28 protein-coding genes and 1 tRNA gene are annotated in these 26,786 nt (G+C 40.2%); 20 read left to right on the top strand and 9 right to left on the bottom strand.

The genetic code is table 11. From position 1 onward, the window contains the following. Positions 1-103 precede the first annotated feature (103 nt). Both QF028_RS17375 and QF028_RS17370 read right to left on the bottom strand, forming a co-directional pair. Entirely contained in the window at positions 104-568 is a 465-nt protein-coding gene (locus QF028_RS17375) for a hypothetical protein (RefSeq protein ID WP_429467254.1), read from the bottom strand. 360 nt (positions 569-928) lie between these two features. Next, positions 929-1,366, bottom strand: coding sequence for a CBO0543 family protein (locus QF028_RS17370; protein ID WP_429467251.1), 438 nt, complete (start codon positions 1,364-1,366; stop codon positions 929-931). Between the two features lie 1,097 nt (positions 1,367-2,463). Here QF028_RS17370 and QF028_RS17365 point away from each other — a divergent pair. The 11 genes from QF028_RS17365 (at position 2,464) to QF028_RS17315 (ending at position 9,461) form a co-directional block, all read left to right on the top strand. Then, positions 2,464-2,859, top strand: a complete 396-nt coding sequence (locus QF028_RS17365; protein WP_429467249.1) for a hypothetical protein — start codon at positions 2,464-2,466, stop codon at positions 2,857-2,859. Positions 2,860-2,917: 58 nt separating this feature from the next. Then, positions 2,918-3,361, top strand: a complete 444-nt coding sequence (locus QF028_RS17360) for a helix-turn-helix domain-containing protein (RefSeq protein WP_429467247.1) — start codon at positions 2,918-2,920, stop codon at positions 3,359-3,361. Between the two features lie 245 nt (positions 3,362-3,606). Next, positions 3,607-4,473 carry a hypothetical protein gene (locus QF028_RS17355; protein WP_429467245.1) on the top strand — a complete coding sequence of 289 codons (867 nt, stop codon included), beginning with the start codon at positions 3,607-3,609 and terminating at the stop codon, positions 4,471-4,473. 91 nt (positions 4,474-4,564) lie between these two features. Then, positions 4,565-4,780, top strand: coding sequence for a helix-turn-helix domain-containing protein (locus QF028_RS17350; RefSeq protein ID WP_429467242.1), 216 nt, complete (start codon positions 4,565-4,567; stop codon positions 4,778-4,780). 212 nt (positions 4,781-4,992) lie between these two features. After that, positions 4,993-5,559, top strand: a complete 567-nt coding sequence (locus tag QF028_RS17345; protein WP_429467240.1) for an HNH endonuclease — start codon at positions 4,993-4,995, stop codon at positions 5,557-5,559. A gap of 133 nt (positions 5,560-5,692) precedes the next feature. After that, on the top strand, positions 5,693-6,052 hold the full coding sequence (locus QF028_RS17340; protein ID WP_429467237.1) for a hypothetical protein: 360 nt from the start codon (positions 5,693-5,695) through the stop codon (positions 6,050-6,052). Between the two features lie 117 nt (positions 6,053-6,169). Continuing rightward, on the top strand, positions 6,170-6,544 hold the full coding sequence (locus tag QF028_RS17335; RefSeq protein ID WP_429467234.1) for a hypothetical protein: 375 nt from the start codon (positions 6,170-6,172) through the stop codon (positions 6,542-6,544). A 121-nt stretch (positions 6,545-6,665) separates the two neighbouring features. Then, positions 6,666-7,529, top strand: coding sequence for a hypothetical protein (locus QF028_RS17330; protein WP_429467232.1), 864 nt, complete (start codon positions 6,666-6,668; stop codon positions 7,527-7,529). Next, a complete protein-coding gene (locus QF028_RS17325; RefSeq protein ID WP_429467230.1) occupies positions 7,529-8,014 on the top strand; it encodes a hypothetical protein in 486 nt (161 codons plus the stop codon). The genes QF028_RS17330 and QF028_RS17325 overlap by 1 nt, the downstream gene beginning before the upstream one ends. Positions 8,015-8,236: 222 nt before the next feature. Then, on the top strand, positions 8,237-9,058 hold the full coding sequence (locus tag QF028_RS17320) for an ATP-dependent DNA ligase (protein ID WP_429467227.1): 822 nt from the start codon (positions 8,237-8,239) through the stop codon (positions 9,056-9,058). Between the two features lie 190 nt (positions 9,059-9,248). After that, a complete protein-coding gene (locus QF028_RS17315) occupies positions 9,249-9,461 on the top strand; it encodes a hypothetical protein (protein WP_429467226.1) in 213 nt (70 codons plus the stop codon). A 102-nt stretch (positions 9,462-9,563) separates the two neighbouring features. On the opposite strand, the gene QF028_RS17310 is transcribed toward QF028_RS17315, so the two are convergent. From QF028_RS17310 to QF028_RS17295, 4 genes are all read right to left on the bottom strand, one after another. Next, positions 9,564-9,857, bottom strand: a complete 294-nt coding sequence (locus QF028_RS17310) for a hypothetical protein (protein ID WP_429467224.1) — start codon at positions 9,855-9,857, stop codon at positions 9,564-9,566. Between the two features lie 207 nt (positions 9,858-10,064). Further along, complete coding sequence (locus tag QF028_RS17305) at positions 10,065-11,099, bottom strand: tyrosine-type recombinase/integrase (RefSeq protein ID WP_429467221.1); 1,035 nt, start codon at positions 11,097-11,099, stop codon at positions 10,065-10,067. A 176-nt stretch (positions 11,100-11,275) separates the two neighbouring features. Next, positions 11,276-11,349, bottom strand: a tRNA-Arg gene (locus QF028_RS17300). 64 nt (positions 11,350-11,413) lie between these two features. Further along, the gene (locus QF028_RS17295; protein ID WP_429467219.1) at positions 11,414-12,157 is read right to left on the bottom strand and encodes a TIGR02206 family membrane protein; all 744 of its coding nucleotides are present in this window, start codon (positions 12,155-12,157) and stop codon (positions 11,414-11,416) included. Between the two features lie 230 nt (positions 12,158-12,387). On the opposite strand from QF028_RS17295, the gene mutS reads away from it, so the two are divergent. Together mutS and mutL are read left to right on the top strand one after the other, a co-directional pair. After that, on the top strand, positions 12,388-14,997 hold the full coding sequence (gene mutS / locus QF028_RS17290; protein WP_429467216.1) for a DNA mismatch repair protein MutS: 2,610 nt from the start codon (positions 12,388-12,390) through the stop codon (positions 14,995-14,997). Between the two features lie 13 nt (positions 14,998-15,010). Next, complete coding sequence (mutL, locus tag QF028_RS17285; RefSeq protein WP_429467213.1) at positions 15,011-16,927, top strand: DNA mismatch repair endonuclease MutL; 1,917 nt, start codon at positions 15,011-15,013, stop codon at positions 16,925-16,927. A gap of 574 nt (positions 16,928-17,501) precedes the next feature. Here the strand turns inward: mutL and mreBH are convergent. Further along, positions 17,502-18,509 carry a rod-share determining protein MreBH gene (gene mreBH / locus QF028_RS17280; protein WP_088086524.1) on the bottom strand — a complete coding sequence of 336 codons (1,008 nt, stop codon included), beginning with the start codon at positions 18,507-18,509 and terminating at the stop codon, positions 17,502-17,504. Between the two features lie 309 nt (positions 18,510-18,818). On the opposite strand from mreBH, the gene miaA reads away from it, so the two are divergent. From miaA to spoVK, 3 genes are all read left to right on the top strand, one after another. Continuing rightward, complete coding sequence (miaA, locus tag QF028_RS17275) at positions 18,819-19,775, top strand: tRNA (adenosine(37)-N6)-dimethylallyltransferase MiaA (protein WP_429472401.1); 957 nt, start codon at positions 18,819-18,821, stop codon at positions 19,773-19,775. Positions 19,776-19,801: 26 nt separating this feature from the next. Then, positions 19,802-20,032: an RNA chaperone Hfq gene (hfq, locus tag QF028_RS17270; RefSeq protein WP_088086525.1), complete on the top strand. Its 231-nt coding sequence runs from the start codon at positions 19,802-19,804 to the stop codon at positions 20,030-20,032. 198 nt (positions 20,033-20,230) lie between these two features. Next, positions 20,231-21,178, top strand: coding sequence for a stage V sporulation protein K (spoVK, locus tag QF028_RS17265; RefSeq protein ID WP_088086526.1), 948 nt, complete (start codon positions 20,231-20,233; stop codon positions 21,176-21,178). A 54-nt stretch (positions 21,179-21,232) separates the two neighbouring features. Here the strand turns inward: spoVK and QF028_RS17260 are convergent, their stop codons facing one another. After that, on the bottom strand, positions 21,233-21,838 hold the full coding sequence (locus tag QF028_RS17260) for a trimeric intracellular cation channel family protein (protein WP_429467208.1): 606 nt from the start codon (positions 21,836-21,838) through the stop codon (positions 21,233-21,235). A gap of 197 nt (positions 21,839-22,035) precedes the next feature. On the opposite strand from QF028_RS17260, the gene hflX reads away from it, so the two are divergent. The 4 genes from hflX (at position 22,036) to glnA (ending at position 26,480) form a co-directional block, all read left to right on the top strand. Next, positions 22,036-23,295, top strand: a complete 1,260-nt coding sequence (gene hflX, locus QF028_RS17255; RefSeq protein ID WP_429467206.1) for a GTPase HflX — start codon at positions 22,036-22,038, stop codon at positions 23,293-23,295. 14 nt (positions 23,296-23,309) lie between these two features. After that, entirely contained in the window at positions 23,310-24,593 is a 1,284-nt protein-coding gene (locus QF028_RS17250; RefSeq protein ID WP_429467203.1) for an aminotransferase class I/II-fold pyridoxal phosphate-dependent enzyme, read from the top strand. Positions 24,594-24,705: 112 nt separating this feature from the next. Next, complete coding sequence (locus QF028_RS17245) at positions 24,706-25,107, top strand: MerR family transcriptional regulator (RefSeq protein ID WP_215000541.1); 402 nt, start codon at positions 24,706-24,708, stop codon at positions 25,105-25,107. Between the two features lie 38 nt (positions 25,108-25,145). Beyond that, positions 25,146-26,480, top strand: coding sequence for a type I glutamate--ammonia ligase (glnA, locus tag QF028_RS17240; RefSeq protein WP_215000543.1), 1,335 nt, complete (start codon positions 25,146-25,148; stop codon positions 26,478-26,480). Between the two features lie 57 nt (positions 26,481-26,537). On the opposite strand, the gene QF028_RS17235 is transcribed toward glnA, so the two are convergent. Next, a complete protein-coding gene (locus tag QF028_RS17235; RefSeq protein ID WP_429467200.1) occupies positions 26,538-26,684 on the bottom strand; it encodes a hypothetical protein in 147 nt (48 codons plus the stop codon). Positions 26,685-26,786: the final 102 nt, after the last annotated feature.

Raw genomic sequence — 26,786 nt, 5'->3', positions numbered from 1 at the left:
AAGCACCCGATAGTTTAAGTACAATAATTCACAAACTTTCTTGTTAAATAAGAAAAAAGGGACCTTCTTCTTGAAGAAATGACCCTTTAGTTCAACACAATATTTAATAGTTTTTTTTATGATTGAATACAGACTCATACCATCTTTGATAAAGATAAATTATTGGTAAATGACTAATAATCGCAAAATAAAGCCCCAAATTACTCATATTGTTCAACTCATAAAGTCCAAATTCTTCAAAAATAAAGGGACTAATAATAAATGCTTGTATTGCATCCAAGATGAGATTAGCTCCGAAAAATAACCAAACGTTGGGATAAAAAAAATAAAATACAAGGATGGTAGTGACGGGAAGTAGTCCATATGTAAACGATGAAATATTTGTTAGAAAAAATAAATTATTTGTTACCGTCCACCAATTCCAAACTTCCGCCATTTGGAAATAAATTGTATTCAATAAAACAGTAAAAAACGCAACTGATAAAAAATTTCTTACCCTAATTGAATTTAGTGGTACAAGTAAAAACCAAGGTACTATAATTACAATCCAGGAAAGGACTTGACCCATTGATGAACCTCCAATAATTTTTTTTATCTTTTCCTAAATTGGGTAACTCTTATTCAACAATACTGCCCGTTAGCCATCCATGAAGCGCAAAAATCGGCGCTTCACCACAGAGAATGAAAATGGTTAGGAAGTGTCAATACTGATACTGACCTTAATCCAGTCAACCCTAATCCATAGACTCATTAATTATCGCTCTCCTCTTTTTTTTAACGATTGAGCAGGGTCTTCTTAAGTAATGTCATTTTCTAATCTTGAAGAAACTTATTTTCATGGTAGTTCGAACAAGCAAAAAAAGCTGCCGAAGCAGCTACCGTTCTTCAACTCTTGCACCCGTTAGTTCAAGAAGAAATTGCGACTTTATTACTGAGTTTCTCTTCTATCCGCCGTGTAGTCTAATACGAAATAAAGGATGTACATTGAAATAAAGTAAACCACCGCCGAATAGATTGTATTCCATTCACCATAATGTAAAACTCTAATATAAACTGCATACAACTCAAGTAATACAAGAATGCATGTCCATCCCAAGATATATATAAATTTCTTAATGGCATTAGATTTCAGGGGAAAATAATTAAAAATAATAACCAGTACAGCAATCTCACCAAGGGCTACAGCTAGGTACAACCACTCTATTTGTTCTTTATCAAAATACCAGTAAAGTTTGTACTTTAAATCAAGATACAAATCAGTTACAAAATTCATTAACAACGCAAACTGTATTGTAGCTAGTAACTCGTGCCTAGTTCTTTTTCTGGGCATTTTTAGGGCAACTAAAAGAACTAATATAACTGTCACTATAAATAGCTTCACCAAGAGTAACACCTCGTTTTTTTTAAAACAACAATATCAACCATATTATCATTATTTATTCGATGAATTATTCTTCTTTAGCTAACCTGCCTAGTTAGTTTAAGTGCAAATCTTCACAATCTTTATGTGACAACTATCCAGACGAGAATTTCCTTTTCTTTTTTATTGCGGAAAAGTGCCACGATTGTACAATTTATTAAGATATGCTAGGTATAAGGCGGAAAAAATGACTTGGTGAGTGCGGGACCTTTCGTGGAGAGTTAACGAACGGAAAATCGTTGACTTTGTGCGAAGTGTCGTAGCTGCCGGCCGATTAAATGAGACGGGGAAGCTCGTCTTTTTTTATTTGCGCATAAGTGCGCGACATTCCAAACTTGCACGTTTAATAAATAGTAAGGCGCATACGAAAAAATTTAAATGAAAAGTGCTCGACTTTTAATTCTTGTGCCTATTATTTAGTGTAAGGAGAAAAAGGCACCTAGATAATTTTGTGAAAATTGTGCGAGATTAAATGTCATACGTTTAGTTTTGTATAAGAGTTATTTTTCACGAAAGTGTCCGAAAATGAAAGGTCACGCGTCAAGTTTAGTAAGGGACGAAAAAGTTCATCGAAAACTGCGCGACACTCCAAACTCGCACTTATTATTAGGTAGGACAACAAAAAGTATCAGGGGTAATTTTACTGAAAATGTGCGCTGTTTTTATTTTTCGTTCGTATTATCAAATGAAGGTGTCCGAGGTTCAATAGTCGTGCGACATAGTTAGTAAGGGTGTCCGAAAGTGATAATGGCGATTGTATCATCTATTGAAGACAATTATTTTTTCGCTAAAGGTGCGCGAATTTGTAAAGTCGTGCGTCAAACAAATTGTAAGAGTTATTTTTTGCGGAAGTGTCCGAAAAGGAAAACTGGCGCGTCATGTTAAGTAAGGGACGAAAAGGTTTATCGAAAAGTGCGCGGTTTTTATTTTTCGTTCCTATTATTAAGTGAAGGTGCGCGAGAGTGGTAAGTCATGCGACATAAAAAGTGTAAGGGTTAAACGCGGGGGACCACACAAAAATCAATTTAAGGGAGCGATTAGTAATGAAAAAAAATATCAAGTTAAGTCAGAAAGTAAACAAAGTTGAACTTTGCCACGTAATTCCATTGTCGTCAGGGCATGGAGGAACAACTGCGGGAAATATGATTCCGTTAAGAGCCGACTTAATTAGGTCTAAAGGTTCCAAAAATATTTTTGAGTGGTTCAATGCTAATAAAAGTCGATTTGGGATGCCGCAAAAGAACTTCGACAGGATGGTAGAGTGGTTAGCGTCCGCTAACGCATTAACCGCTCATGAATATCGCAACTTCGTGTATTGGTGCCATGAAAATCAACGCGATATAGACGAAGTAAAGGCTGATCAACGCCATTCAGTCGAAATATGGCGTGAAGCAACCGGCATGCAATTTCCGTTGCCAGTGTATACAGAATCTTACTAATTTAAGTAATGCCCGGCACTCGTCGGGCTTTTTAATAAAAATTTACGGAGGGGATACGATGGAAAGGAAGGTATTTAACAAAACAACGCCAACGGAAGGAGGAGCGTTTTTCATACCGCTACCGAGCGACGCCAGGCATTATATTCATCACGATAAAATGAACGCAGACAAATTATTTCTATATGCGTTAATTATCGATTATTACAATCTGAAGGAAGGCTTCGCTTTTCCGTCTATCGAAACGCTATCTGTCAAATACGGGAAGGTGCCGGACACAACGAGCAAACATCTAGACGATTTAAAGGATGTTGGGCTGATCGATTTTCCGCCTGAAAAAGGATACTATGTGCCGCTCGTTCCGTTAATCGAGGAAGAATTCTATTTGGCGTTTCCACAGGCGTGGAAAAATTATCAGACGGCCATAAAACGAAGCGATACTCGACGTAAGGCTGCGGCAGAACGGATGCGAAATTGGAGGCAGGAAAGAGGTTACACGGATTAACATGGCGATGTTCACCTAATTAACAGGTGTAACAAGCGTGTCATTTAGGTGTTAACTAGATATAAATAACGAGACTTAAAGAACAAGACTTAAAAAGATTGCGACTCATTGCATTCGTCGCTACGTTTCAGTGATTGCGTATATGGTATTAGTTGAAGAAGTTCTTTTCTAAAAGAAAACAAGAGAGATGCGTTCACCTAAATGACGGTGTAACAAATAACAGGAGGGTAAAAGGAGGAGATAAAATGAAATCAAACGAAGCGGTTATTCTAAAGATTGATAATGCGGTAACTTGGGCGGAAGCCAAGACAGAACTTAACGCTACAATGCTTAAATTACGCACGCAATACGGATTCGCACCTGCAAAAGGTATATCCCTTGAGGAAATGGATCAGCGCTGTAAGAACCTTGTAGAAGCGACGGGAGCAGCCGTTAAAAAGTACGCTATTGCTACCGGAAAAGCGCCCGATAGAATGCCGAACACATCTCCATATAAAACTTCGAAAGATTTCTCGGCTAAAAAATATGAGGGCTTGCAGGCGTTTGCCAACGTGCCAGATGAACGGCTAAAGCGAGCACCACTGCATACGGCTGAGGCAATGGGTAACCTCTTAAACTATAACGCTGATTATCTATTAAAGGCGAAACATGAGGCGGCTGTTAGGGCGAGGACACGGAAAGAATGGCAGAAGGCAGAATATGAATATGTTGAAAAGTCCGCTTATAATTTGCGTGACCTGTATGACGATTTAATGGAGCGCATGGATGCAACGGAGAATTATATTAACCCTGAAGAGTATCGTGCCGAACGTTGTAAGTGGAGGCAGTGCGGTTATTATGCATGTGATAACTACTTCCCAACAGCTGAAGATCATATGCGGAGTCATGCGTTTAATCAATCGGGGTTAAAAGTTAGGCGAAAAGATTCGAAGTATTGCTGCGCTGACTGTCGCAAGGATCAAGAGAACGCGCTTGCACGCTTGAAGAAAACAGGCACTTTATTACCGGAATATGCCTACGAGTACATTCTCGACGATGCGCGAGAAACTAGGGCCGAAAAAGAAGTCGCAACAACGTCGGAAAGGATGTCGAAAATCGCTGATTTACCGTGAAAATACTCCCTAAACTAGCCAATTATTATACAAAGGGCGATAAGCCCAATTATTATTTTGAGTCAAACAGAATATAAGGGAGGTTTTCATATTGGATAAGAATAAGGCTCGTGCCATCCGCTTATTTATGAACGAAAGCATGATGGAATTTGCCGATAGACTTGGCGTCGCTGCGAGCACCATTAACGATATAGAGCACGGACATCGAGATATCACGGACCGTAATCTCGCAAAGTTGATTCGACTGGAGTTGCAAATGCCGCCAGCGTTTTCCGATTTTTACGAACGCTTCAAAAACAACACATAGATAAAACATTTTAATTACATGTCAAGTTTATCGTAATAGAAAGGCCGGTGTCAAGTATAAAAACGAAAAAGAAACGGTAATGTCGCTTATCAGTTACTTACATGCGCTAAGTGAAATCAGTAGAAACAGCGACGTTAAGGTTCACGGTGAGATTCGACGTGTGATTGCAAAGCTTGAACGGTTACTAAATAACTAAACGGGGGATTGAACGAATGAAAGATTTAAAAAAGGAATTGCGCCAGTGCAGAATTTGTAACGAGGTGAAGCAACTTGAAACTTTTGAGATTGATAAACGATGTAACGGGCTGTATTCCAACCGCTGCAAAAGTTGCAAAACGAAATCTACAGACAAAGGTAACCACGCTTTTTATAAACTGAAACAACGCGCTGAAAAGGCCGGCAGCAAGGTCGAATTAACTCTTGATGAAGTTAAGGCACTGTTTGGTGCGTTTAGTGGAGAATGTATTTATTGTGGCGCGCAAGAGGAGCCGGATGGTTCTGCGTTTCATTTGGAGCATGTAATTCCTCGAAGCCAAGGTGGCCGCGATCATATTAGCAATCTCGTTATATCATGCAAATCGTGTAATTCTAAGAAGGGCAACAGGCCGGTAATTGATTTCTATTTATCCGAGGAAAGTTTCACGGAAGAAAACTTCCATACGCTAGTGCAGTATATCGCCCTTTCATCAGAGCAGCCGGTTAAAGAATTATTCGATAGTTTAGTCACCGACCATGCCTTGTATTTGTTTCGAAAAGAGCACGAGGTAAAAGTAAAATGATTTACAGCGATAGGCAGGGCGCTATTTATAAGTTAAGTAACGATAAAAAATACGAAATGATTTGCGAAGTTTGGAAAGAAGGGCGGCTCATAGCTGCTCTTTTTAGTTCGACAAGGAGGAGCGACGATGGACGATGAATGACTTACAACGATTAATCAAAAACAAATGCGCCACATACGACGATAAAGGCAACTGTCATCTCGAAACTGGCGCCAATGGCGATCGGACTTGCGTTTATTTCCGCGAGGATGGTGGTCGGTGTTCCTATGCTGAGCAAAGCGTCATTCCGAACGATGCAAAGATTGAGTCGCTGTATTTGGCGGAGCGGGGCGTTAAGATGTCGGGCAATTTCTGCGAGGCATGCCTTCAGCCTATCGAACGAAAAAGCAACCGGCAGCGATTTTGTAAGAAATGCGGAGAGCTTGCCGAAAAAGAAAATCGGCGTCAAAGAGACCGCGAATATAAGGAAAGAAAACGACGGTTTAAGGACTAAAATACGTGCTTTGAGCGTCAAATTAGCCTATTCTGACTGCTTTACAAAGAAGGCGATATGATAAGCCTATGTTACGTCTAAGGCGTCGCTAAATGGTGGAAAAGGAGGGACCGACAGATGAATCGTAAATACTACCGCCTCTATTACAAACGATGGGACGGCAATATCGGAGCCGGTCTTGAAGAATACGTGCCTGGCGTTACTCAAGAAATAAAAATGTTTGCCAGCGTGTTTCTAAAACAAAATACATCCGATTACGAGTTAATTTGTAGCCTTATAGATTCATATGTTGCAACGGATGGACCCGTTAAATTAATGACAACGCAGTTAGTTGACAGATACACGCTCGACCATTTGCGCACAAAGTATCCGAATATAGTATTTCGCAGGATTCGCGGCAGTCAAATAGAGAACGTGAGGAATTTAACCGACGATGCACTTAGGCGCAGGTCGACGCTGGTTGAAAAAATGGAGGATGATTCGCATGAATAAACGAAAGGCAAGCCAATAAAAGCGATGGCAACGACCATCTATGACTTGCTACCTGCCGATGTGCAGACGGCATTGTATTACATGACCATTAAAACAAAGAACAAAAAAGGGGATCGATAACATGAGTAAAGTTCAAAAAGCAAAAGAATTAGTATTTAAAGCACAGGAGTTAAGAGGAAACCGCGCAGTATTTTTACGCGATATAGCTGGTCCACTTCGCAAACAGATTAGTCAAATTAATTTAGACAATAACCTATCTCCAAGTGGTCGAATTGCAAAAGTTAAAGAGCTAAAGGAAGCAGAAACAAAGAAATTTATGCAGCAGATTGCTTTACGCAAACAAGCTTATACTCAATATTTAACCAACGCTAAGAAACTAGCGAAGGAAACAATCGAGAAGAGCTTCGTATCAGCCGATGACGCAACTCGCGCGAAGTTTAACCGTGAGTTTGCGGAACTAAAGTTTAAGATGGCTTTAAAGGACGAGAAGGGTTCCTTCAACGAGATTCAATCCTTCGTCAATAAGACGCCAGATCCTGCGTATGCTTCCTTACTTTTGGAAAACTTTCACGAATTAGCCGGTAAGTTTAACACAGGCGAATTTAAGATCGGACTTTCGAAAACATACGATAGGCTCAAGGCTGACCACACTCCGGAGGAAGTAGCGGAAGCTTTCGACGTCATTGAAACGGTAGATGGCTCGATTAACAACAAGATGTTCACGATTTTACAGCCGGGTGATAACCCCGCCGCAAACGTTGAGTATTCTGTAATCGCGGAGTTATTCACGACTGATGCAGTGCGCTATTATCAAAATCCGGAAATTTATTTCGAAAAGAATGACGAACCAATGCCGATGTTCGTTGATCCTGAGGAAGTCGTTGAAAAGCAAAAAAGCAAAGTCGACCAGGCTTACGACAGTCTTGAGGCAATTATGGAGCAAAAATTTCGAGACGGTGAACTAAAATTAGGAGGTAATCAATAATGGCGATCGAAAGAAAAGTAGTTGAAGGTGTAGGAAATAATAATGCAATAGACGTAACAGGATGGGGATTTGCTCGCGTTCAAACTGACGGCAGCAGTATCGCGATTTCATTGCAAGGAACCGGAGGATACGAAAAAGACTATTGCGATGGGGACCGTGTAATTATACCGTCCGCAATTACTTCGCTTAATGTAATCGCCTTTACTAGTGAAGCGTGGAAACTACACATGCAAAAAACGATTCCTGCGGTGAACCAAACCGAAATTAAAATGTCGATTTCAGAGTCTCGTAAGCTAACAATCGAAGGCGACGACGATATTGTTTTCCGTGGTCAAGACGTCGATCCTGCTACCGTGAGTATTTCCGGAATTAAGGACGACATAGAAAATCTAAGCAAATTGTTTATGACTGCTTTAGCGACTAAGACGGTAACTGATGCGGCTAAATACGTAAAACTAAAAGCAGCAGTATTAGAACGTTATTAGAGCGCCAAGTGTAAAGCATTTTTTATTTTGCGTTGTCGTACCACTTGCGGTAAGTCATGGCTGTTAGTGGGAGCGAATGTGGTCCTCCTGATTGGCGCTCGATTTACGTCGGGCGTCCTATTAAAAAAACGGAACACACGAACGGGACCAATGCCTCCTTCCAATAGTCTCCTAATCCTCCATTCTATTAATCGTGGTAAAATTAAATGTGAGGTGGTTTAATTGTTCGTAAAACCAATGCTATTACAAAAATCGGACCAGCCGTTCGATGACTCCGACTACATTACGGAGCTCAAACTCGATGGGCTGAGATTAATATATTCCGTAGACCAAGCGGGCAAAGTTCGCTTATATTCAAGACATAACAACGAAACCACATCAAAATTCCCCGAGTTACACAACATTAATATTCCTCCTGGTACCGTTTTGGACGGTGAGTTAATCGTCACTGATTCCGCTGGCAAGCCTGATTTCGAAGCGATGATGAGCCGGTTCATGAGTTCGAAGGATAAATCGCCGGTCAGCTTCGTTGCCTTTGACGTGATCCAGCACGAAGGAGAGCGCGTCACAAAATTCCCGTTGCTCGAGCGTAAGGAAATACTTGCGGAGCTTGTTCCGAATGATTCCGCACTGTTTGCCAAGTCGCAGTTTATCGAAGGTCACGGTGAGGCTTATTTTGACGCGATTAAGGCGCAAGGACTCGAAGGAATAGTTTTAAAGCGCAAGGATTCGCGTTACGAAGTCGGCAAGAGATCGCACTCATGGCTGAAAATCATTAATTACCAGTACGCCGATGTTTTCGTGGTAGGTTATCGCAAGCAACCAAAAGATTTCGGTTGGCTACTTGCGAATGCTGAGGGGATGTATATGGGAGTGATGGAACTCGGAGTGCCTGCGCGTGAAAAGGCGAAAGTGTACCGAGCTCCTATCACAAAAGAAACCGATGATTTTGCGTATATAAATCCGATTGGCGTTCGAGTTAAGTACCGTAATTTAACAAAGGCGGGCTTATTACGTCTTCCTAGCTTTGTAGAGTGGGTTTAACGACCCACTCTTTTTTAAAGATCTGTTATACAATAACCTTGATAATTTACCAAAAGAAAAAGGACTTTTTTGAGGACTTCTTATTTAAAAAAAGCACCCGTTAGCTGAATAAGAAAACTCGAGAAAATTATTGGTATCAAAGGAGAAAACCTCCTTTATGTCGATAATAATAGATAAAGGGGATGACCCAATGAATAAAGTTGGTTTATTAAAAAATCTACGTAATGCAAGTCGAGGTAATTTTTTTTCAACAGAGATTCCTAAAGCTACAAAAGAAGATGAAAAAAAGATTGAAGAATGGGTTGGAGAATTAGAAAGTGAAGGAAAAATCAAGTTAAGAGAATGTGTACAGCGAGAATACTCGGTTTATTTACATGGAATAATTAAGTATGCGTCCGAATAATCGGGTGCTTTTTATTGGGGTGAAACGAAAGAGGATATATCAAACCAAGAAAGCCCAGAGTAATTACTTTAGCTAAAAAAGCCCCAGCAGGTACGCCAAGGCTTAATAAAATGGGCGGTTATGATAAGATTCATTAGGTCTTTCTTTCGCGTTGTATGTATAGTCACTCGATTTTCTTTCGAGGAAATGCGAGACGGTGACCGCCATCAGTCCGATTGGCACCGTGACTGCGAGAACAAAGGACGCGTAAAGCCAGCGATATGGGTGCGGTGATTCCTCCGCGACGAAATCAATAGCGCTAATGTCGACAATCTTTAGTGACGTAATAATATAAACAGCAATGATAATACCGGTTGCTATGGCGAAATAGCCTGCCAAACATAATGCGTTTCTCATACGAATCTCCTCCCAATCCTATTGGTTAAATCGAAGTTATAGCATTATATGTAAAATATAGTTATTTAAGTCTCTAAAGTAAAAAAAAATGGAATCAACATGCAGAATTAGAAGAGTACGAAGGTCATCTGGTATAGTAGGGAAAGTAAGACGGAGATATTTTCCGCGTTTTTTGAATAAGGCCGCCCAATAAGGACGGCTTTTTTATTACGTTCGAATGCCATTGCGCTTCATAATATTACGTACAGGCGAGAACTTATTATGTTGCTCGCGAATATGCTCGCTGTCCATTTGGACATATTTTCGCGTGGTTTGTATGTCCGCATGATCGAGTATCTTTTGAAGGGTGAATATATCTCCGCCATTTAATACATAATTCCGCGCAAATGTATGGCGGAACATATGCGGATGGAGCTTCGTTATGTTTAATTTTCGCTTTAATCGATTTAACCTACGACGGAAGGCACCATCAGTAAAATCCTCACCATAAGCGTTCATAAACAACTGAGCGTCCTCTCCGAAATATTGTTGCGTTTCATCAAGCAATTGTCGCATTCTCTTCGCGACCTCGCGGCTAATAGGTATCTCGCGAGACTTCCGATTCTTTGCAATCTGAGACGGCACAGTGACCGTTAAATCTTTGAAATCAATTTGAGTTGCGGTTAATGACAGTGCTTCACCGATTCGTAGGCCGGTATCCAATAACAATAGAATAAGAGTCTTATCGCGCCATTGTGCGAATTGCCGATCGTCATAAGAGGCGAGAATGGCATCGATTTGCTCGTCCGGAATACCTGGCACCTCTTCGCGGGCATCATCGCGGACTTGCGAGATATTCTGCATTGGATTGCTCGGAATCATTCCCTCGTTAAATAAAAAGCGAAAAAACGTACTCAAACCGCGAATTCGTATATTAATAGTATGCACCGATAAACCTTTACCTCTACGCTTCCGTTGAGGGTCCTCGGCATAAGGCGTCCTTTCAGTGCGAAGGTAATTAATATAATTGCGAATATTGTCCGCGGTAATATCATTAACATTCGTAATGTCCTCGTCTAACCATTGCCGAAAGTAACGGAAAATATCATTGTATCCAGTGATCGTTCCTTGCCGAACTCCTTCCGCTGTTTTAGCGCGAATAAAGATTTCGATGGCATCCTCAATGGTATATAAGACTTCCCGAGGCTTTCGGACTTGGGGCGATGCTGTTGCTCCTCTTTCGCCAATAAACTTACGTTTCATACGGTTTTATCTCCTTCTGTAATTCAGCCGCAAGTGTCCTACGTTCACCATTCGATGTCCTACAGCGTCAAAAACCACGTCCTACAGACTACAAAAAAAAACGCTATGTCACCGCATTGTCACCGTATTGATTGACGGATGACAAACCGCGATACATAGCGCTTTAATAACGAAGATGTCCCAGAGAGGATTCGAACCTCCGACCTACAGTTTAGGAAACTGTTGCTCTATCCTACTGAGCTACTGAGACAAATAAAATAGGAACGTTATTTATTATAATTTGTTAATTCTAAAAGGTCAATAAAAAGTTGAGATTATTGAATTGGCAGGTCTCTGGCAACTTCGCTTTTTTTCGCACCCTTTTCACGGAATATCAACCAAACGATTAAACTAAGCCCAATTAATAAACCTTCCAGCGATAAAATGTACCAAGGATAGGGTCCTAATACATCTAATAAACTTGCACTGTCAGGTTTATGACTTAAGAACATATAATTTCCGTCTACCAGCTTATTGATCAACATTATAATCGGCATGAGTACATTCAAAAAGATACATAATTTTAATACAGACCAAATCGTCGGTCGGTATCCCTTTGCCCATGTAAAATAAAGCGGCACCCAGATCTCCATCAAATGTGTATAAAAGAAATGGAAAAACCGAAAATGCGGGAAATTATAATTTAATGATGGTGTTAATAACGCCTGAGATGCGCCTAATAATGCAGTGAATAATAAAATCTCATAGATTATTTTTTTCTTAGTTACCAATAAAATGACGGTTAATATCAGACTGATGCTGCACAATTCTAATGGGATGGCGTGACTCACATCCCAACTTCCATTTAAAAGCATCCAGGTATGATAAGTCGTTTCCATGATGATTAGTGAAATAGCGACCCCGATTTCCGTTCGTCGCCATTCATTAGCCTTCAATTTATCTCTAAACAGGAATAGGCAGACTGAAACTAAGAGTAAGATAGAGATAATAACAAAGTGACTTGCAGAAAACATCTCAAAATCAAAGTTTTTGTTACTTCGGCCAAACACTCCCTCCATATTACCACCACCCCTGTAGACAATAATCAAAACAATTATCAATTGTAAATTAATGCTAGTTTTACCTTAATAATTATATTCTATGGGATATGCTTTTACTCCTCTTAAGAAATTTTAATTATTTCCTTTTTGATTACGATTAGGTTTTTTCTTCCTAATAAAGTCTTCTCGAATTATGGTATAATAATTTGTCGAAGAAAATCGAAAGTCTTTATATAGTGGAGGTCATTATGGCTGCATATACGCCGATGATACAGCAATACTTAACAGTTAAGGCAGATTACCAAGATGCCTTTTTATTTTTTCGTTTAGGCGATTTTTATGAAATGTTTTTTGACGATGCGATTAAAGCTTCGCAAGAATTAGAAATAACTTTAACGAGCAGACAAGGTGGCACGGATGACCGGATTCCGATGTGCGGCGTTCCCTACCATGCGGCACCGAACTATATTGAACAACTCATTTCAAAAGGCTACAAAGTGGCCATTTGTGAGCAAGTGGAAGACCCGAAACTGACCAAAGGGATGGTAAAAAGGGAAGTTGTCCAATTGATCACACCGGGAACAGTGATGGAGGGCAAGGGGTTAAATGATAAAGAGAATAACTATATTGCCTCGATCACAAGCTTTGATGACCAAACCTATGGTTTTGCCTACAATGATATCTCAACCGGTGAAAGCCGGGTTACGTTATTATCGAATAATTTTGACGAAGTTTTAAATGAGTTAGCCGTATTAAGTGCAAAGGAAGTCGTTGTCTCTAGCAGTTTTGACGGAGAATTACAAAAAAAACTTCGTGAACGCGATGTACTAGCGATTTCGTTTGAAGATAATAGTTCAATAGATATCAATTATTCGCATTTACTTCAAGATTTGAATCAAGAAAAATTAAAGCAATCCATCGCAAGACTTTTTAACTATTTATACCGGTCACAAAAAAGAAGTTTGGACCATCTTCAGCCAGTCACTACCTATCAAATCCATCAATATATGAAAATTGATTACTATTCAAAGCGCAATCTTGAACTTACGGAAACGATTCGTTCCAAAGGAAAGAAAGGTTCATTATTATGGCTCCTTGATGAGACGATGACCGCAATGGGCGGAAGAATGTTAAAACACTGGATCGACCGACCGTTAATCAATCAGAATGAAATTGAATTACGTCAAACCATCGTTGAAGTCCTGATGTCTTATTATTTTGAGCGTCAGGAACTTCGTGAAAAGCTGAAGGAAGTTTACGATTTAGAACGATTAGCGGGAAGAGTAGCCTTTGGCAATATTAATGCCCGTGATTTGGTTCAATTAAAACGTTCTTTAATGCAGGTCCCTTACTTGAAACAAATCCTTGCAGGCATGCAGAATGAAAAAGTGAGCCAAATTGCCGATCTTCTTGACCCGTGTGAAGAGATCACAGATCTATTGGAGCAGTCGATTGTTGAAAATCCACCGCTTTCCTTAAAAGAAGGCAATATGATTCGTGATGGATACAATGCTCAGCTCGATCAATATCGTGATGCCAGCCGGAACGGGAAAACGTGGATTGCCCAACTTGAACGTGAAGAGCGTGAGAAAACCGGTATTAAATCGTTGAAGGTTGGCTATAATCGTGTATTTGGTTACTATATTGAGATTACCCGGGCGAATCTGCATCTTTTAACAGAAGGTCAGTATGAACGGAAGCAAACCTTATCGAACGCAGAACGGTTTATTACTCCAGATTTAAAAGAAAAAGAAGCATTAATTTTACAGGCTGAAGAAAAATGCGGTGAGCTTGAATATGAGTTGTTTACCGAAATTCGCGAAATTGTGAAGGAACAAATCCCGCGCCTACAGGCCTTGGCAAAAGCGATTAGTGAGCTTGATGTCTTGCAGTGTTTTGCTCAAGTAAGTGAAGACCGGCACTATATAAAACCGCAGTTTTCTATGGAAGTCCGGGTCGTTGTAAAGGAAGGCCGCCATCCAGTCGTTGAAAAGGTATTAAACGCCCAGGAATATGTTCCGAATGATTGCTTCATGGACAGCGAGCGCGAAGTCTTGTTGATCACGGGTCCGAACATGTCAGGGAAAAGTACGTACATGCGCCAAATCGCGTTAATCTCGATATTAGCCCAAATTGGCTGTAATGTTCCGGCCACAGAAGCCATACTGCCGATATTTGACCAAATATTTACCCGCATCGGGGCCGCGGATGATTTGATCTCAGGACAAAGTACCTTTATGGTTGAAATGTTGGAAGCCAAAAATGCGATTTCAAATGCGACACAAAACAGCTTAATTTTGTTTGACGAAATCGGGCGCGGAACATCTACTTATGATGGAATGGCACTTGCTCAAGCCATCATTGAATATATTCATACCCGGATTGGGGCAAAGACTCTATTCTCCACCCATTATCATGAATTAACGGTTTTAGAGGAAGAACTGGATAAGTTAAAAAACATTCACGTCAGTGCGATTGAACATAATGGAAAAGTTGTTTTCCTTCATAAAATTAAAGAAGGACCGGCTGATAAGAGCTACGGGATTCATGTTGCCCAGCTTGCAGGGCTTCCGTCAGAATTAATCAGCCGTGCCAATGAAATATTAACCGCACTCGAGCAGTCTGATATCCAACCAGACACGCCAAAAAAAGATGTGGTAAAAGTAGCGGAAGTAGTGGAGGTACAAGAACAACCTGCCCAACTATCTTTCTTTGATGAACCAAAAGATGTGAAAAAGCAGGAACTCTCCTCGAAAGAGAAACGTGTAATCGAGAAAATGAAAGAATTAGATATATTGGATTTAACACCACTTCAGGCAATTAACATGTTGTACGAGCTCCAGAAAAAGTTAAAGTAGGGGGTGAATCCGATTGGGAAAAATTATTCAATTAGATGATGCATTATCTAATAAAATCGCGGCCGGGGAAGTAGTCGAACGGCCTGCCTCTGTTGTAAAAGAGCTGGTTGAAAATTCGATTGATGCTGGCAGCACCGTGATTGAAATTGAGGTAGAAGAAGCGGGCCTCGCCAAAATCCGCATTACCGATAATGGAAATGGCATCGAGGAAGAGGATGTTTTACTCGCCTTTCAACGTCATGCCACATCCAAAATCAAAAATGAAAATGATTTGTTCCGAATTCGGACTCTCGGGTTCCGTGGAGAAGCCCTGCCAAGTGTTGCCTCGGTTTCACGGCTCGAGATGAAGACTTCTACAGGAGAAGGTGCCGGAAATCGATTGGTGATTGAAGGCGGCAAAGTCGAAACGTTTGAAAAAGCTTCAAGCAGACGCGGGACTGATATCTCGATCACTGATTTATTTTTCAACACACCTGCCCGTTTAAAATATATGAAGACGATTCATACAGAGCTTGGAAATATCACGGATGTCGTGAATCGACTGGCCCTTTCTCATCCAGAGGTGGCTTTCCGCCTCATTCATAATGATCGCAAACTGCTGCAAACGAATGGTAATGGGGATGTTCGTCAGGTGCTGGCATCGATCTACGGTATGGGGATCGCCAAGCAATTAGTTCCAATCACCGGCCATTCGCTTGATTACAAAATTAGTGGATTTGCTTCGATGCCTGAGGTAACAAGAGCCTCAAGAAACTATATTTCGACGATGATTAATGGCCGATTCATTAAAAATTATCCATTAGCCAAGGCAATTCAGGAAGGCTATCATACCTTGCTTCCGATCGGCAGGTTCCCGATTGTGCTCCTTAATATTGAAATGGACCCTTTACTCGTTGATGTCAATGTTCACCCCTCGAAAATGGAGGTCCGCATTAGTAAAGAAGCGGAACTGAATGAGCTTGTCACTTCGATTATAAAAGAAGCGTTTAAATCAAAGATCCTTATCCCGACAGCATATACAGCGGTGAAAAAGGATGTACGGAAGGAAGAACAAACTTCTTTGGTTCTGGATGAAGGTACAAGACAGGCAAATGATGAGAAAGAGTTTGAATGGAAACAACCAGTTGCAGCTACAACTATTCAGGAGACCCGTCCATGGCTGGAAGTGCCTGTTGAGACACCTGTTAATAAATTACCGAGTTTCCAGCGTGATGAAGCGACGGGTGGAAGAGACAGTTGGCAATCTATTAATCCATTTAGTGACTCAGATGACGAACCTGATGATAGTAATCAAACGATTGAACCTAATGTGAATACTGTTGAGACAGGAAATGTTTCGGTAGAGAGCAGAGTTCCACGGCTATATCCGATTGGACAAATGCATGGAACTTACATTTTTGCTCAAAATGAAAATGGCCTTTATATCATTGATCAGCATGCGGCCCAGGAACGGTTGAAGTATGAGTATTTCCGGGAGAAAGTTGGGCAAGTCCAATCAGAACTGCAAGAAATGCTTGTGCCATTAACCTTTGAATACTCGACGGATGAATTTTTGAAAATAAATGAATACCAAATTGAGCTTGAAAAGGTCGGGGTTTTTCTTGAGGAATTTGGACTAAATAGTTTTATTGTCCGATCCCATCCGCAGTGGTTCCCAAAAGGGGAAGAAAAACAAATCATAGAAGACATGATTGAACAGCTTTTATTGATGAAAAAGGTGGATATTAAGAAACTACGTGAAGAAGCAGCGATTATGATGAGCTGCAAGGCATCCATAAAAGCCAATCGGCATTTGCGAAATGATGAGATTCAAGCACTCCTTGATGATTTGAGGAAAGCATCTGATCCATTTACTTGTCCGCACGGCAGACCGATTATTGTTCATTATTCGGTTTATGAGATGGAGAAAATGTTTAAACGGGTGATGTAACTAAGAAGAACGTTCCTATTTTATTAGGGTGCGTTCTTTTTTTTTGAGTGTTGGTTAAGTGATTTTATTGAAAAGATGGATGGCTCTACGTGCCCGAAACCGGGGGTAAACATTGAATGTGGTCACGTAGAGAGGTCCTACGTGCCCGAAACCGAGGATAACCAATGAACCCGGTCACGTAGAGAGGATCTAAATGCCCGAAACCGATGATAACCAATGAACCCGGTCACGTAGAGAGGTTCACGTGCCCGAAACCGAGGATAACCAATGAACCCGGTCACGTAGAGAGGATCTACGTGCCCGAAACCGAGGATAACCAATGAGCCCGGTCACGTAGAGAGGTCCTACGTGCCCGAAACCGAGGATAACCAATGAGCCCGGTCACGTAGAGAGGCCCTACGTGCCCGAAACCGAGGGGAAATAATGAATCGGGTAACGTAGACATGCTATTCATGACGACCCAAAAGAAAAAAAGCTGCAGAAAAGGATTTTTCTGCAACTTTGATATTACTATTAATTTGATTACTATTAATATGAGTGCAATCTCTGGAAATGATCTTGCCGCCCAAGTTGCTTATTTCACAGCTACTGGGAGCTTGCTCATATACATTAGGGCCTTTCCAGTTCCTATCGCTACCGATTCTAGAGGGTTTGGGGCAAGCTGGACAGGAACAACTATCTCTTCACTTAGCCATGCCTCCATCCCATTCAATAATGCTCCACCGCCGGTCAGAATTACGCCCCTGTCGACGATGTCTCCACTGAGCTCTGCTGGGCAATCCTCTAGGGTTGCACGAATGGCTTCTAAAATATGCAATAGTGCTTCCTTGATCGCCACACGAATTTCATAGGATGATAGTTTAATCGTTTTTGGCAGTCCAGTTAATAGGTCGCGACCCCGGACATCCATGAAACGTTCTTCATGGTCAATGAGAGCAAAACCAATTTCCATTTTGATGTTTTCCGCAGTTCTTTCACCAATTAGGATATTATATTCTTTCCGAACATGTTGAATAATATCTTCATCGAGGCGGTCACCACCAATTTTAATTGAATGGCATGCAACTACCCCGCCAAAGGAAATAATCGCTACCTCTGTATTGCCTCCGCCAATATCCACTACCACATTGGCAACTGGTTCATCGACAGGTAATCCAGCACCAATTGCGGCTGCAACTGGTTCCTCAATTAAGCTGATTTTTTTTGCCCCAGCCTGTCTTACTGCATCTTGGATCGCTCTTCTTTCCACACTTGTGGAACCAGATGGAATACTAACGACGACATTTGGTTTGCGAACAGCAAAACCAATCTTTTTGGATGCATTGCGCATAATGTGTTTTAGTAATTCAGTGGTTACATCATAATCTGCGATTACGCCATCCTTCATGGGACGAATGGCGACGATTTTTTCAGGTGTCTTTCCTATCATTTCCTTGGCTTCTGTACCAACAGCTACAACATTTTTTGTCACTGTATCAATCGCCACAACAGAAGGCTCATTAATAACGATTCCTTTATTTTTACTATAAACTAGTATATTTGCAGTTCCTAAATCAATACCTATATCAAAAGTAGATAACATATTCCTTCACCTAATTTCCCTATTTTTCATTCAAAATAAGCTACGAGTTAGTCTACCATAAATTTGGGGGTGGAAAGCCTTTTGTAAATGAACCGTTATCCTTTTGTAAATTTACAAGAAAATTATCCCTATTTAGGAATAAAAGTGGATAAAATAAATTTCATGTCCAATTAACGGCATAGAAATGAACTTTTATGTATATACTAGTTTGATGTTCTACTGCTTTTAAAAATTATGTTACGATAAAGGGGTGGAAGTGGAATCATAAACCTGCTTTCACTGAAAATGGGATAAGGCAGTGTGAAAATATTGGATTCAAAACAAAAATTATTAGTGATCATCGGACCAACCGCCGTCGGAAAAACAAAGTTAAGTATCGAAATGGCTAAACGCTACAATGGTGAAATTATCAGCGGAGATTCTATGCAAATCTATCGTGGCATGGATATTGGGACGGCAAAAATCAAAAAGGATGAAATGGAAGGTATTCCTCACTATCTGATTGATATTAAAGAGCCATTTGAAAATTTTTCCGTTGCTGAATTTCAACTCCTTGTTCGGGCTAAAATAGGTGAGATTGCTAAAAAGGGAAAGCTGCCCATTATTGTCGGTGGAACAGGGTTGTATATACAGTCCGTCATTTATGATTATCAATTTTCTGATGTACCAGGCGATGAGTCCTATCGTCTTAAGCTAGAGGAAAGAGTCAAGAAAATAGGGAATGAGGCACTTTATAAAGAATTGTTGGAGGTGGATCCAGGTAGTGCTTCACAAATCCATCAAAATAATGTAAGAAGAGTCATTCGCGCACTTGAAATCTTCCATCTTACAGGTAAGACGATGCAAGAATTCCAAAGCACACAACAACCAGATCTTTTGTACAATACAGCAATAGTTGGTTTATCGATGGAACGCGAGAAACTTTATGAGCGCATTAATTATCGAGTGGATTTAATGATGGAGGAAGGGCTTATCGAGGAAGTAAAAGGTTTGTATCAAAGGGGTTTGCGCGATTGTCAATCGATCCAAGCAATTGGCTACAAAGAAATGTATGCCTATTTAGAAGGTAGAGTACCTTTAGAAGAGGCTATAGAGAATTTAAAACAAAATTCAAGAAGATACGCAAAAAGGCAATTAACTTGGTTTCGGAACAAAATGGAGGTATCATGGTTTGATATGACCAATGTGGAGGACACCTCAAAAAAAATAACGGAAATTTCACGTTGTGTTGAAGGAAAGCTTAAAGTAAAATCGAATACATATTAGTAGAGATAAAAGAGGAGGAAATACAAATGAAAACAACAATCAATATTCAGGACCAATTTTTAAACCAGTGCCGCAAAGATAACATACATGTTACCGTCTTTTTACTTAACGGTTTTCAATTAAGAGGCCAAATTAAGGGCTTTGATAATTTTACAGTTCTTTTTGAATCAGAAGGAAAGCAACAATTAGTATATAAGCATGCTATTTCAACTTTTGCACCGCAAAGAAACGTGCAGCTTGAACTGGATAACCAATAAGTCATAGTTAGGAGCCCATTCATTGGGCTTTTTTTATTTATTATAAAAAACTTTTTTAATGAAATTCAGGGAGTTTGAATACATATAAAATGAAGGATTATGCTTTCCTTTGTGCAAATAATCAGTTCAGAATGTAAATTCTGAGTGGCCATAAAAACTCATCATATAAACTGTTGGTAAAAATGAGAGGTGAAAGCTTTGGACCAACCCATCAGAATGAAAAGTAACGGCCAAATAAGAGTAGTTCTCAATTCACAAATAGGGAAAACGATGACAAAAGAGTTACCTGACTTTCAGGTGGTTCCAAAGGACATTCCACCTGAGCATTCGGCTCTAAAGGAAATTGAAGAGGAGTTAGGGGCTCTTGTTGGCATGGAAGAAATGAAAAAGATGATAAAGGAAATTTATGCATGGATTTACGTGAATAAAAAACGTGAGGAAATGGGTTTAAAAGCAAGAAAACAAGCCCTCCATATGATGTTTAAAGGAAATCCTGGAACAGGTAAAACAACAGTCGCTAGATTAATAGGTAAGTTATTTCAAAAAATGAGCGTTTTAACAAAAGGACACTTAATAGAGGCAGAACGTGCGGACCTCGTGGGGGAGTATATTGGTCATACAGCACAGAAGACAAGGGATTTAATCAAGAAGGCCCAAGGGGGGATTTTGTTCATCGATGAGGCTTACTCATTGGGGCGCGGCGGTGAGAAGGATTTCGGCAAAGAAGCAATCGATACATTGGTTAAGCATATGGAAGATAAGCAGCATGAGTTTATTCTTATCCTTGCTGGATACTCCCGTGAAATGGAGTATTTCTTGACCCTTAATCCTGGACTCCATTCACGCTTTCCATTAGTTATTGATTTTCCTGACTACAATATAAATCAACTAATGGAAATTTCGGCGAGAATGTTAATCGAAAGAGAATACACGTTTAGCCATGAGGCGGAAAAAAAGTTAAAAGAACATTTAATATGGGTTAAAGCGGTATTAAGTCCAAATAGTTTTTCAAATGGAAGGTATGTACGAAATATCATTGAAAAATCGATCCGCGCCCAGGCCATGAGGCTGCTCATGTTAAATAGTTATGACAGGCATGAATTAATGACAATTAGAAGTAATGATCTTGTGTTTGAAGAAGATTAGAGACAAAAAAACGGCAGATTCTAAGCAATCTGCCGTTTCTATTTGGATTAGTTATTAATTGGCCTCAAATTTACGTATCGGCAGCTTCCAATCAAAGGTATAGGAAAGGACGCGTAAAACCGTCACAAGGAAAAAGAGAGAATACAATTCCCAAGAATGCGTCACGATCTTAAGTCCGATAAATAAGCCTGTCAATATCGCCCATATTGCATAGATTTCCGATCGTAGGACGATTGGTTTTCTTCCTGCCAATAAATCACGAATAATCCCGCCGCCGATTCCGGTTAGCACCGCTGCAACAATAACTGCACTAAGCGGATGATTCATTTTAACGGCGTAAAGAGCACCTTGGATGGCAAAGGCGGAAAGGCCAATTGCATCAAATAGGTTCCCCCATTTTTGCCAGTGTTTTAAGAGGTTGCTTGGAAATAAAAACACAGCTGTTATGGATAATAAGGCAATTTGAAAAAATAACCCTTGTTCCCAAAGTGCTGATACAGGTACACCGATTAATAGGTTTCGAACCGCCCCGCCGCCAAAAGCGGTGACAATACCTAAAATGTATACGCCAAAAATATCATATTCCTCTTCCATCGCAACAATGGCCCCACTAACGGCGAAGGCGATTGTTCCAATCATACTTAAAACTTCCCATGTCATCTATCCGAATTCTCCTTGAAATCTATATTTTATATAACACTATGAAAAAAGTAATAAAATTGTTATTTGAAAACAGTAAGATTATATCAAGATGTGGGGAAATTACAATAAGTTTTTTCTAATGTTGGGCAAATTAGAGTATACAACCTTTTTTTGTTATGATGGGAGATAGAAGATTACGGAAGGAACGATGCCTTATGGAACAAAAAGACACGAAAGAGAAGGCGATCCTCGTAGGCTGTCAAACCAATGGGGATACGGATTTGCGTTTTCATTATTCAATGGAAGAGTTAGGTGCACTAACAGAAACCGCTCAGGGTGAAGTATTGAAATCAGTCGTTCAAAAACGGGACCGGCGCCACCCAGCTACCTATATAGGTAAAGGGAAAGTGGAGGAACTTAATGTCCTGGTGGATGAACTGGAGGCAGATATAGTCATTTTTAATGACGAGCTATCACCCAGTCAAAAAAGAAATCTCTCTACGGAAATAAATGCCCGAATCATCGACAGAACCCAGCTCATCTTAGACATTTTTGCACAAAGGGCTCGCTCCAAAGAAGGGAAATTACAGGTTGAACTTGCCCAATTGCAATACATGCTTCCTCGTCTTGCGGGTCAGGGAACTGCATTATCCCGTTTGGGGGCTGGGATAGGAACAAGAGGTCCTGGTGAAACAAAGTTAGAATCAGACCGCCGGCATATCCGCCGCAGAATCGATGAAATTAAAACCCAACTTTCCGTCATCGTTCAGCACAGGGATCGATACAGAGAAAGAAGAAAGAAAAATAAAACCTTTCAGGTCGCTATTGTCGGTTATACCAATGCCGGTAAATCCAGTCTTTTCAATCGTTTATCCGAATCAGAGTCGTACGAGGAAAATCAATTGTTTGCCACCCTAGATCCAATGACACGAAAATTGATTTTACCAAGTGGTTTCCTAGCCTTGATTACCGATACGGTTGGGTTTATACAAGATTTACCGACAACACTTATTGCTGCATTTCGATCGACGCTTGAGGAAGTCAAGGAAGCTGATTTGCTTCTTCATGTGGTCGATATGTCCAACCCAGATTATTTCCATCACGAAAAAACAGTTAAAAAGTTGCTTGAAGACTTGGAAGTTAAAGATATCCCGCAAATAACAGTATATAATAAAAAAGATATACAGCATTCAGATTTTGTCCCAACCGCTGATACACCGACCGCGTTTATTAGCGCATTTGATGCAGAGGACCGTCAAGCCTTGAAACAGCAAATGGAGAAGGTAGTTATGGAAATGATGGATTCTTACGAAGTTCAGATTCCGTCCACAGAAGGAAAGCTGCTTTCTTTATTAAAAAATGAGACAATATTAAGAGAGCTTGTATTTGATGAAGAAGATCAATTCTATCGATGCAAAGGATATACACTTCAGGATCATCAAATTACAGGACAATTAAAGAAATTCACAATATAGATAGGAGTCACAACATGTTTCAACAGTTAAAAAATGGGGAAAAGCTTCAGCCGTTGGTAGAGGAAGTTGAACAACAAATCGCTAAAGTACATAAAGAAATAGACAATAGAATCGAATCAAATCAATTTCGGGTATTAAAAAGCTTTCAAAACAAAAGAGTGAGTGATTCACATTTTAATCCGTCGACAGGGTATGGCTATGACGATCATGGCAGGGATACACTAGAAATGGTCTATGCAGACGTCTTTGGGGGAGAAGCAGGACTTGTTCGTCCGCAAATAATCTCTGGCACACATGCCATTTCCATTGCCTTATTTGGAGTTCTTCGACCTGGGGATGAACTTCTATATATAACGGGCAAACCCTATGATACGCTTGAAGAAATTGTTGGACTTCGTGGGAACGGGGTTGGCTCATTAAAGGAATTTGGAATTTCCTATGATAGTGTAGCTCTGACGAATCAAGGTGGAATTGATTGGGAGGCTGTCTCAAAGAAAATAAAACCGAATACAAAAATGATTGGCATTCAGCGTTCCAAGGGCTATGCCACAAGACCATCTTTTACGATTGCAGAAATTGCAGAAATGATCACGTTTGTCAAAGAAATTAAACAGGATGTGGTCGTATTTGTAGATAATTGCTATGGGGAATTTGTTGAGGAGACCGAGCCTTGTCATGTCGGTGCGGACTTAATCGCAGGGTCACTAATCAAAAATCCAGGCGGAGGGATTGTGAAGACTGGCGGCTATATTGTTGGTAAAAAACAGTGGGTGGAGGCATGTTCGTATCGAATGACTTCACCAGGGATAGGAGCCGAAGCAGGAGCGTCCCTCTATAGTCTTCAAGAAATGTATCAAGGTTTTTTTCTTGCCCCCCATGTGGTTGGCCAGGCATTAAAAGGGGCCGTTTTCACAGCAGCGATGTTGGAGAAATTAGGCATGAATTCTTCTCCGAAATGGAATGCTAAAAGGACGGACTTAATTCAGTCTGTCCAGTTTGATGACCGAGATAAAATGATTGCTTTTTGTCAGGCCATTCAATTCGCATCACCGATTAATTCTTATGTCACACCCCATGCCAGTTATATGCCAGGGTATGAGGACGATGTAATTATGGCAGCAGGTACTTTTATTCAGGGGGCGAGCATTGAACTCACCGCAGATGGACCGATTAGACCACCATATGTTGCCTATGTACAAGGTGGTTTAACCTATGCACACGTAAAGATGGCTGTTTGTCTGGCCATAGACCACTTAACGGATAAAGGATTAATCGAATTGTTTTTGGAGAACAGCTAAGTGTCCAATTATTTTAAAAATTTTAATGTAAGAAAACCTAACATATCATTGACAACTTTTCTAACACAAAATATAATAGTATTATAATCAACCCGAGGGGAGGAGGAATTAGATGAGTGGAAAGGAAATTCGCCGTTCCATGCCACTGTTTCCAATCGGAACAGTCATGCAACTAACGGAACTCACAGCCAGGCAAATTCGTTACTACGAAGAACACCAATTGATTTCTCCAGCAAGAACCGAGGGGAATAGACGTTTATATTGTTTAAATGATATTGATAGGCTTCTAGAAATTAAGGATTTAATTGATCAAGGTGTCAATATGGCTGGCATTAAACAATTGTTCCTAGTAAAAGCGCAACAATCAAACATTCTTGAGCAACAAACAGAAAAGACTAAGCGCGAATTAACAGATGAACAGCTTAGAAAGCTGCTACGCAACGAAATGATGCATTTAGGTCGAAACAATCGATCCTCTTTACGTCAAGGAGATATGTCAAGATTCTTTCATTAATGTGGAAGTTTTCTTTTTAAAAAATAGGAGGTAAGGAAATGGCGAAGTATTCAAGAGAAGATATTAAAAGATTAGCGGTCGAAGAAAACGTGAAATTTATTCGTTTGCAATTCACAGACATCCTTGGAACTATCAAAAACGTGGAGATTCCAATAAGCCAATTAGAAAAAGCACTTGATAACAAAATGATGTTTGACGGTTCTTCAATTGAAGGTTTTGTACGTATTGAAGAATCTGATATGTTACTATATCCTGACCTTAACACATGGGTTGTATTCCCATGGACAGCAGAAAAAGGGAAAGTTGCCCGCTTAATTTGTGATATTTATACTCCAGAAGGAAAACCATTTGAAGGAGATCCTCGTAATAACTTAAGAAGAGTATTAAAAGAAATGGAAGAGTTAGGTTTCACTAACTTTAACCTTGGACCTGAGCCGGAATTCTTCTTATTTAAATTAGATGAAAAAGGCGAACCAAGTTTAGAGTTAAATGACCAAGGCGGATATTTTGACTTAGCACCAACAGATTTAGGTGAAAACTGTCGTCGTGATATCGTGCTTGAGTTAGAAGAAATGGGCTTTGAAATTGAAGCTTCTCACCATGAGGTAGCACCAGGTCAGCATGAAATTGACTTTAAATATGCAGATGCATTAACAGCATGTGACCAAATCCAAACGTTCAAGCTAGTTGTTAAAACAATTGCTCGTAAACACGGTTTGCACGCAACATTCATGCCAAAACCGTTATACGGAGTCAATGGATCTGGAATGCACATGAACCTTTCATTATTTACAAATGGAGAAAATGCATTCTATCAGCCAAGCGGCGACTTAGAAATGAGCGATACAGCTCGTCAATTTATTGCAGGTATCCTTAAGCACGCTCCAGCCTTTACAGCGGTAACAAACCCAACTGTAAACTCTTATAAGCGTCTTGTTCCAGGTTATGAAGCACCTTGCTACGTTGCTTGGTCAGCTAGAAACCGTTCACCATTAATTCGTATTCCTGCTTCTCGTGGATTAAGTACACGTGTTGAAGTAAGAAGTGTAGACCCATCTGCTAATCCATACCTTGCAATGGCTGTACTTCTTAAAGCTGGCTTAGACGGAATTAAAAATAAATTAACTCCGCCGGCACCAGTTGACAGAAACATCTATGTAATGAGCAAAGAAGAAAGAATCGAAGAAGGAATCATCGATCTTCCAGCAACATTAGCTCAAGCATTAGATCAACTGAAAGCTGATGAAGTGATTGTGTCTGGTCTTGGCGAGCACATTATGGAACACTTCCTTGAAGCTAAAGAAATCGAATGGGATATGTTCCGCACAGTCGTTCACCAATGGGAACGCGATCAATATATGAGCATGTATTAATATTATCTAAAGCCCTGGCGCCTGGCGTCAGGGTTTTTCTATGTCGCGCTTCTTTTCTTAGATTCTCTCAGTGAAAAATGCCATCCATTGGCTACCCGGTTTTTCCATTAAACAATTACGGTAGCCAATAAGCCTGATTGTCGACCCAAATTGCTCCTTCTCAACGACTTCGAACGTCAATAACTTCAATGGCTCTTTTTCCAATTAGGCATCCTAGATCATTCTAAATAAAATTAATAGGAATAGAATAGAAAAAGAGGTGCTTGATGTTCTTTAAAAATTCACAATTTTTACGGTTTACTTAAT

Origin of the sequence: Neobacillus sp. B4I6 (genome assembly GCF_050434045.1) — a bacterium.
Classification (GTDB): Bacteria; Bacillota; Bacilli; order Bacillales; family Cytobacillaceae; genus Neobacillus.
This window is presented reverse-complemented; position numbering and strand designations above follow the sequence as displayed.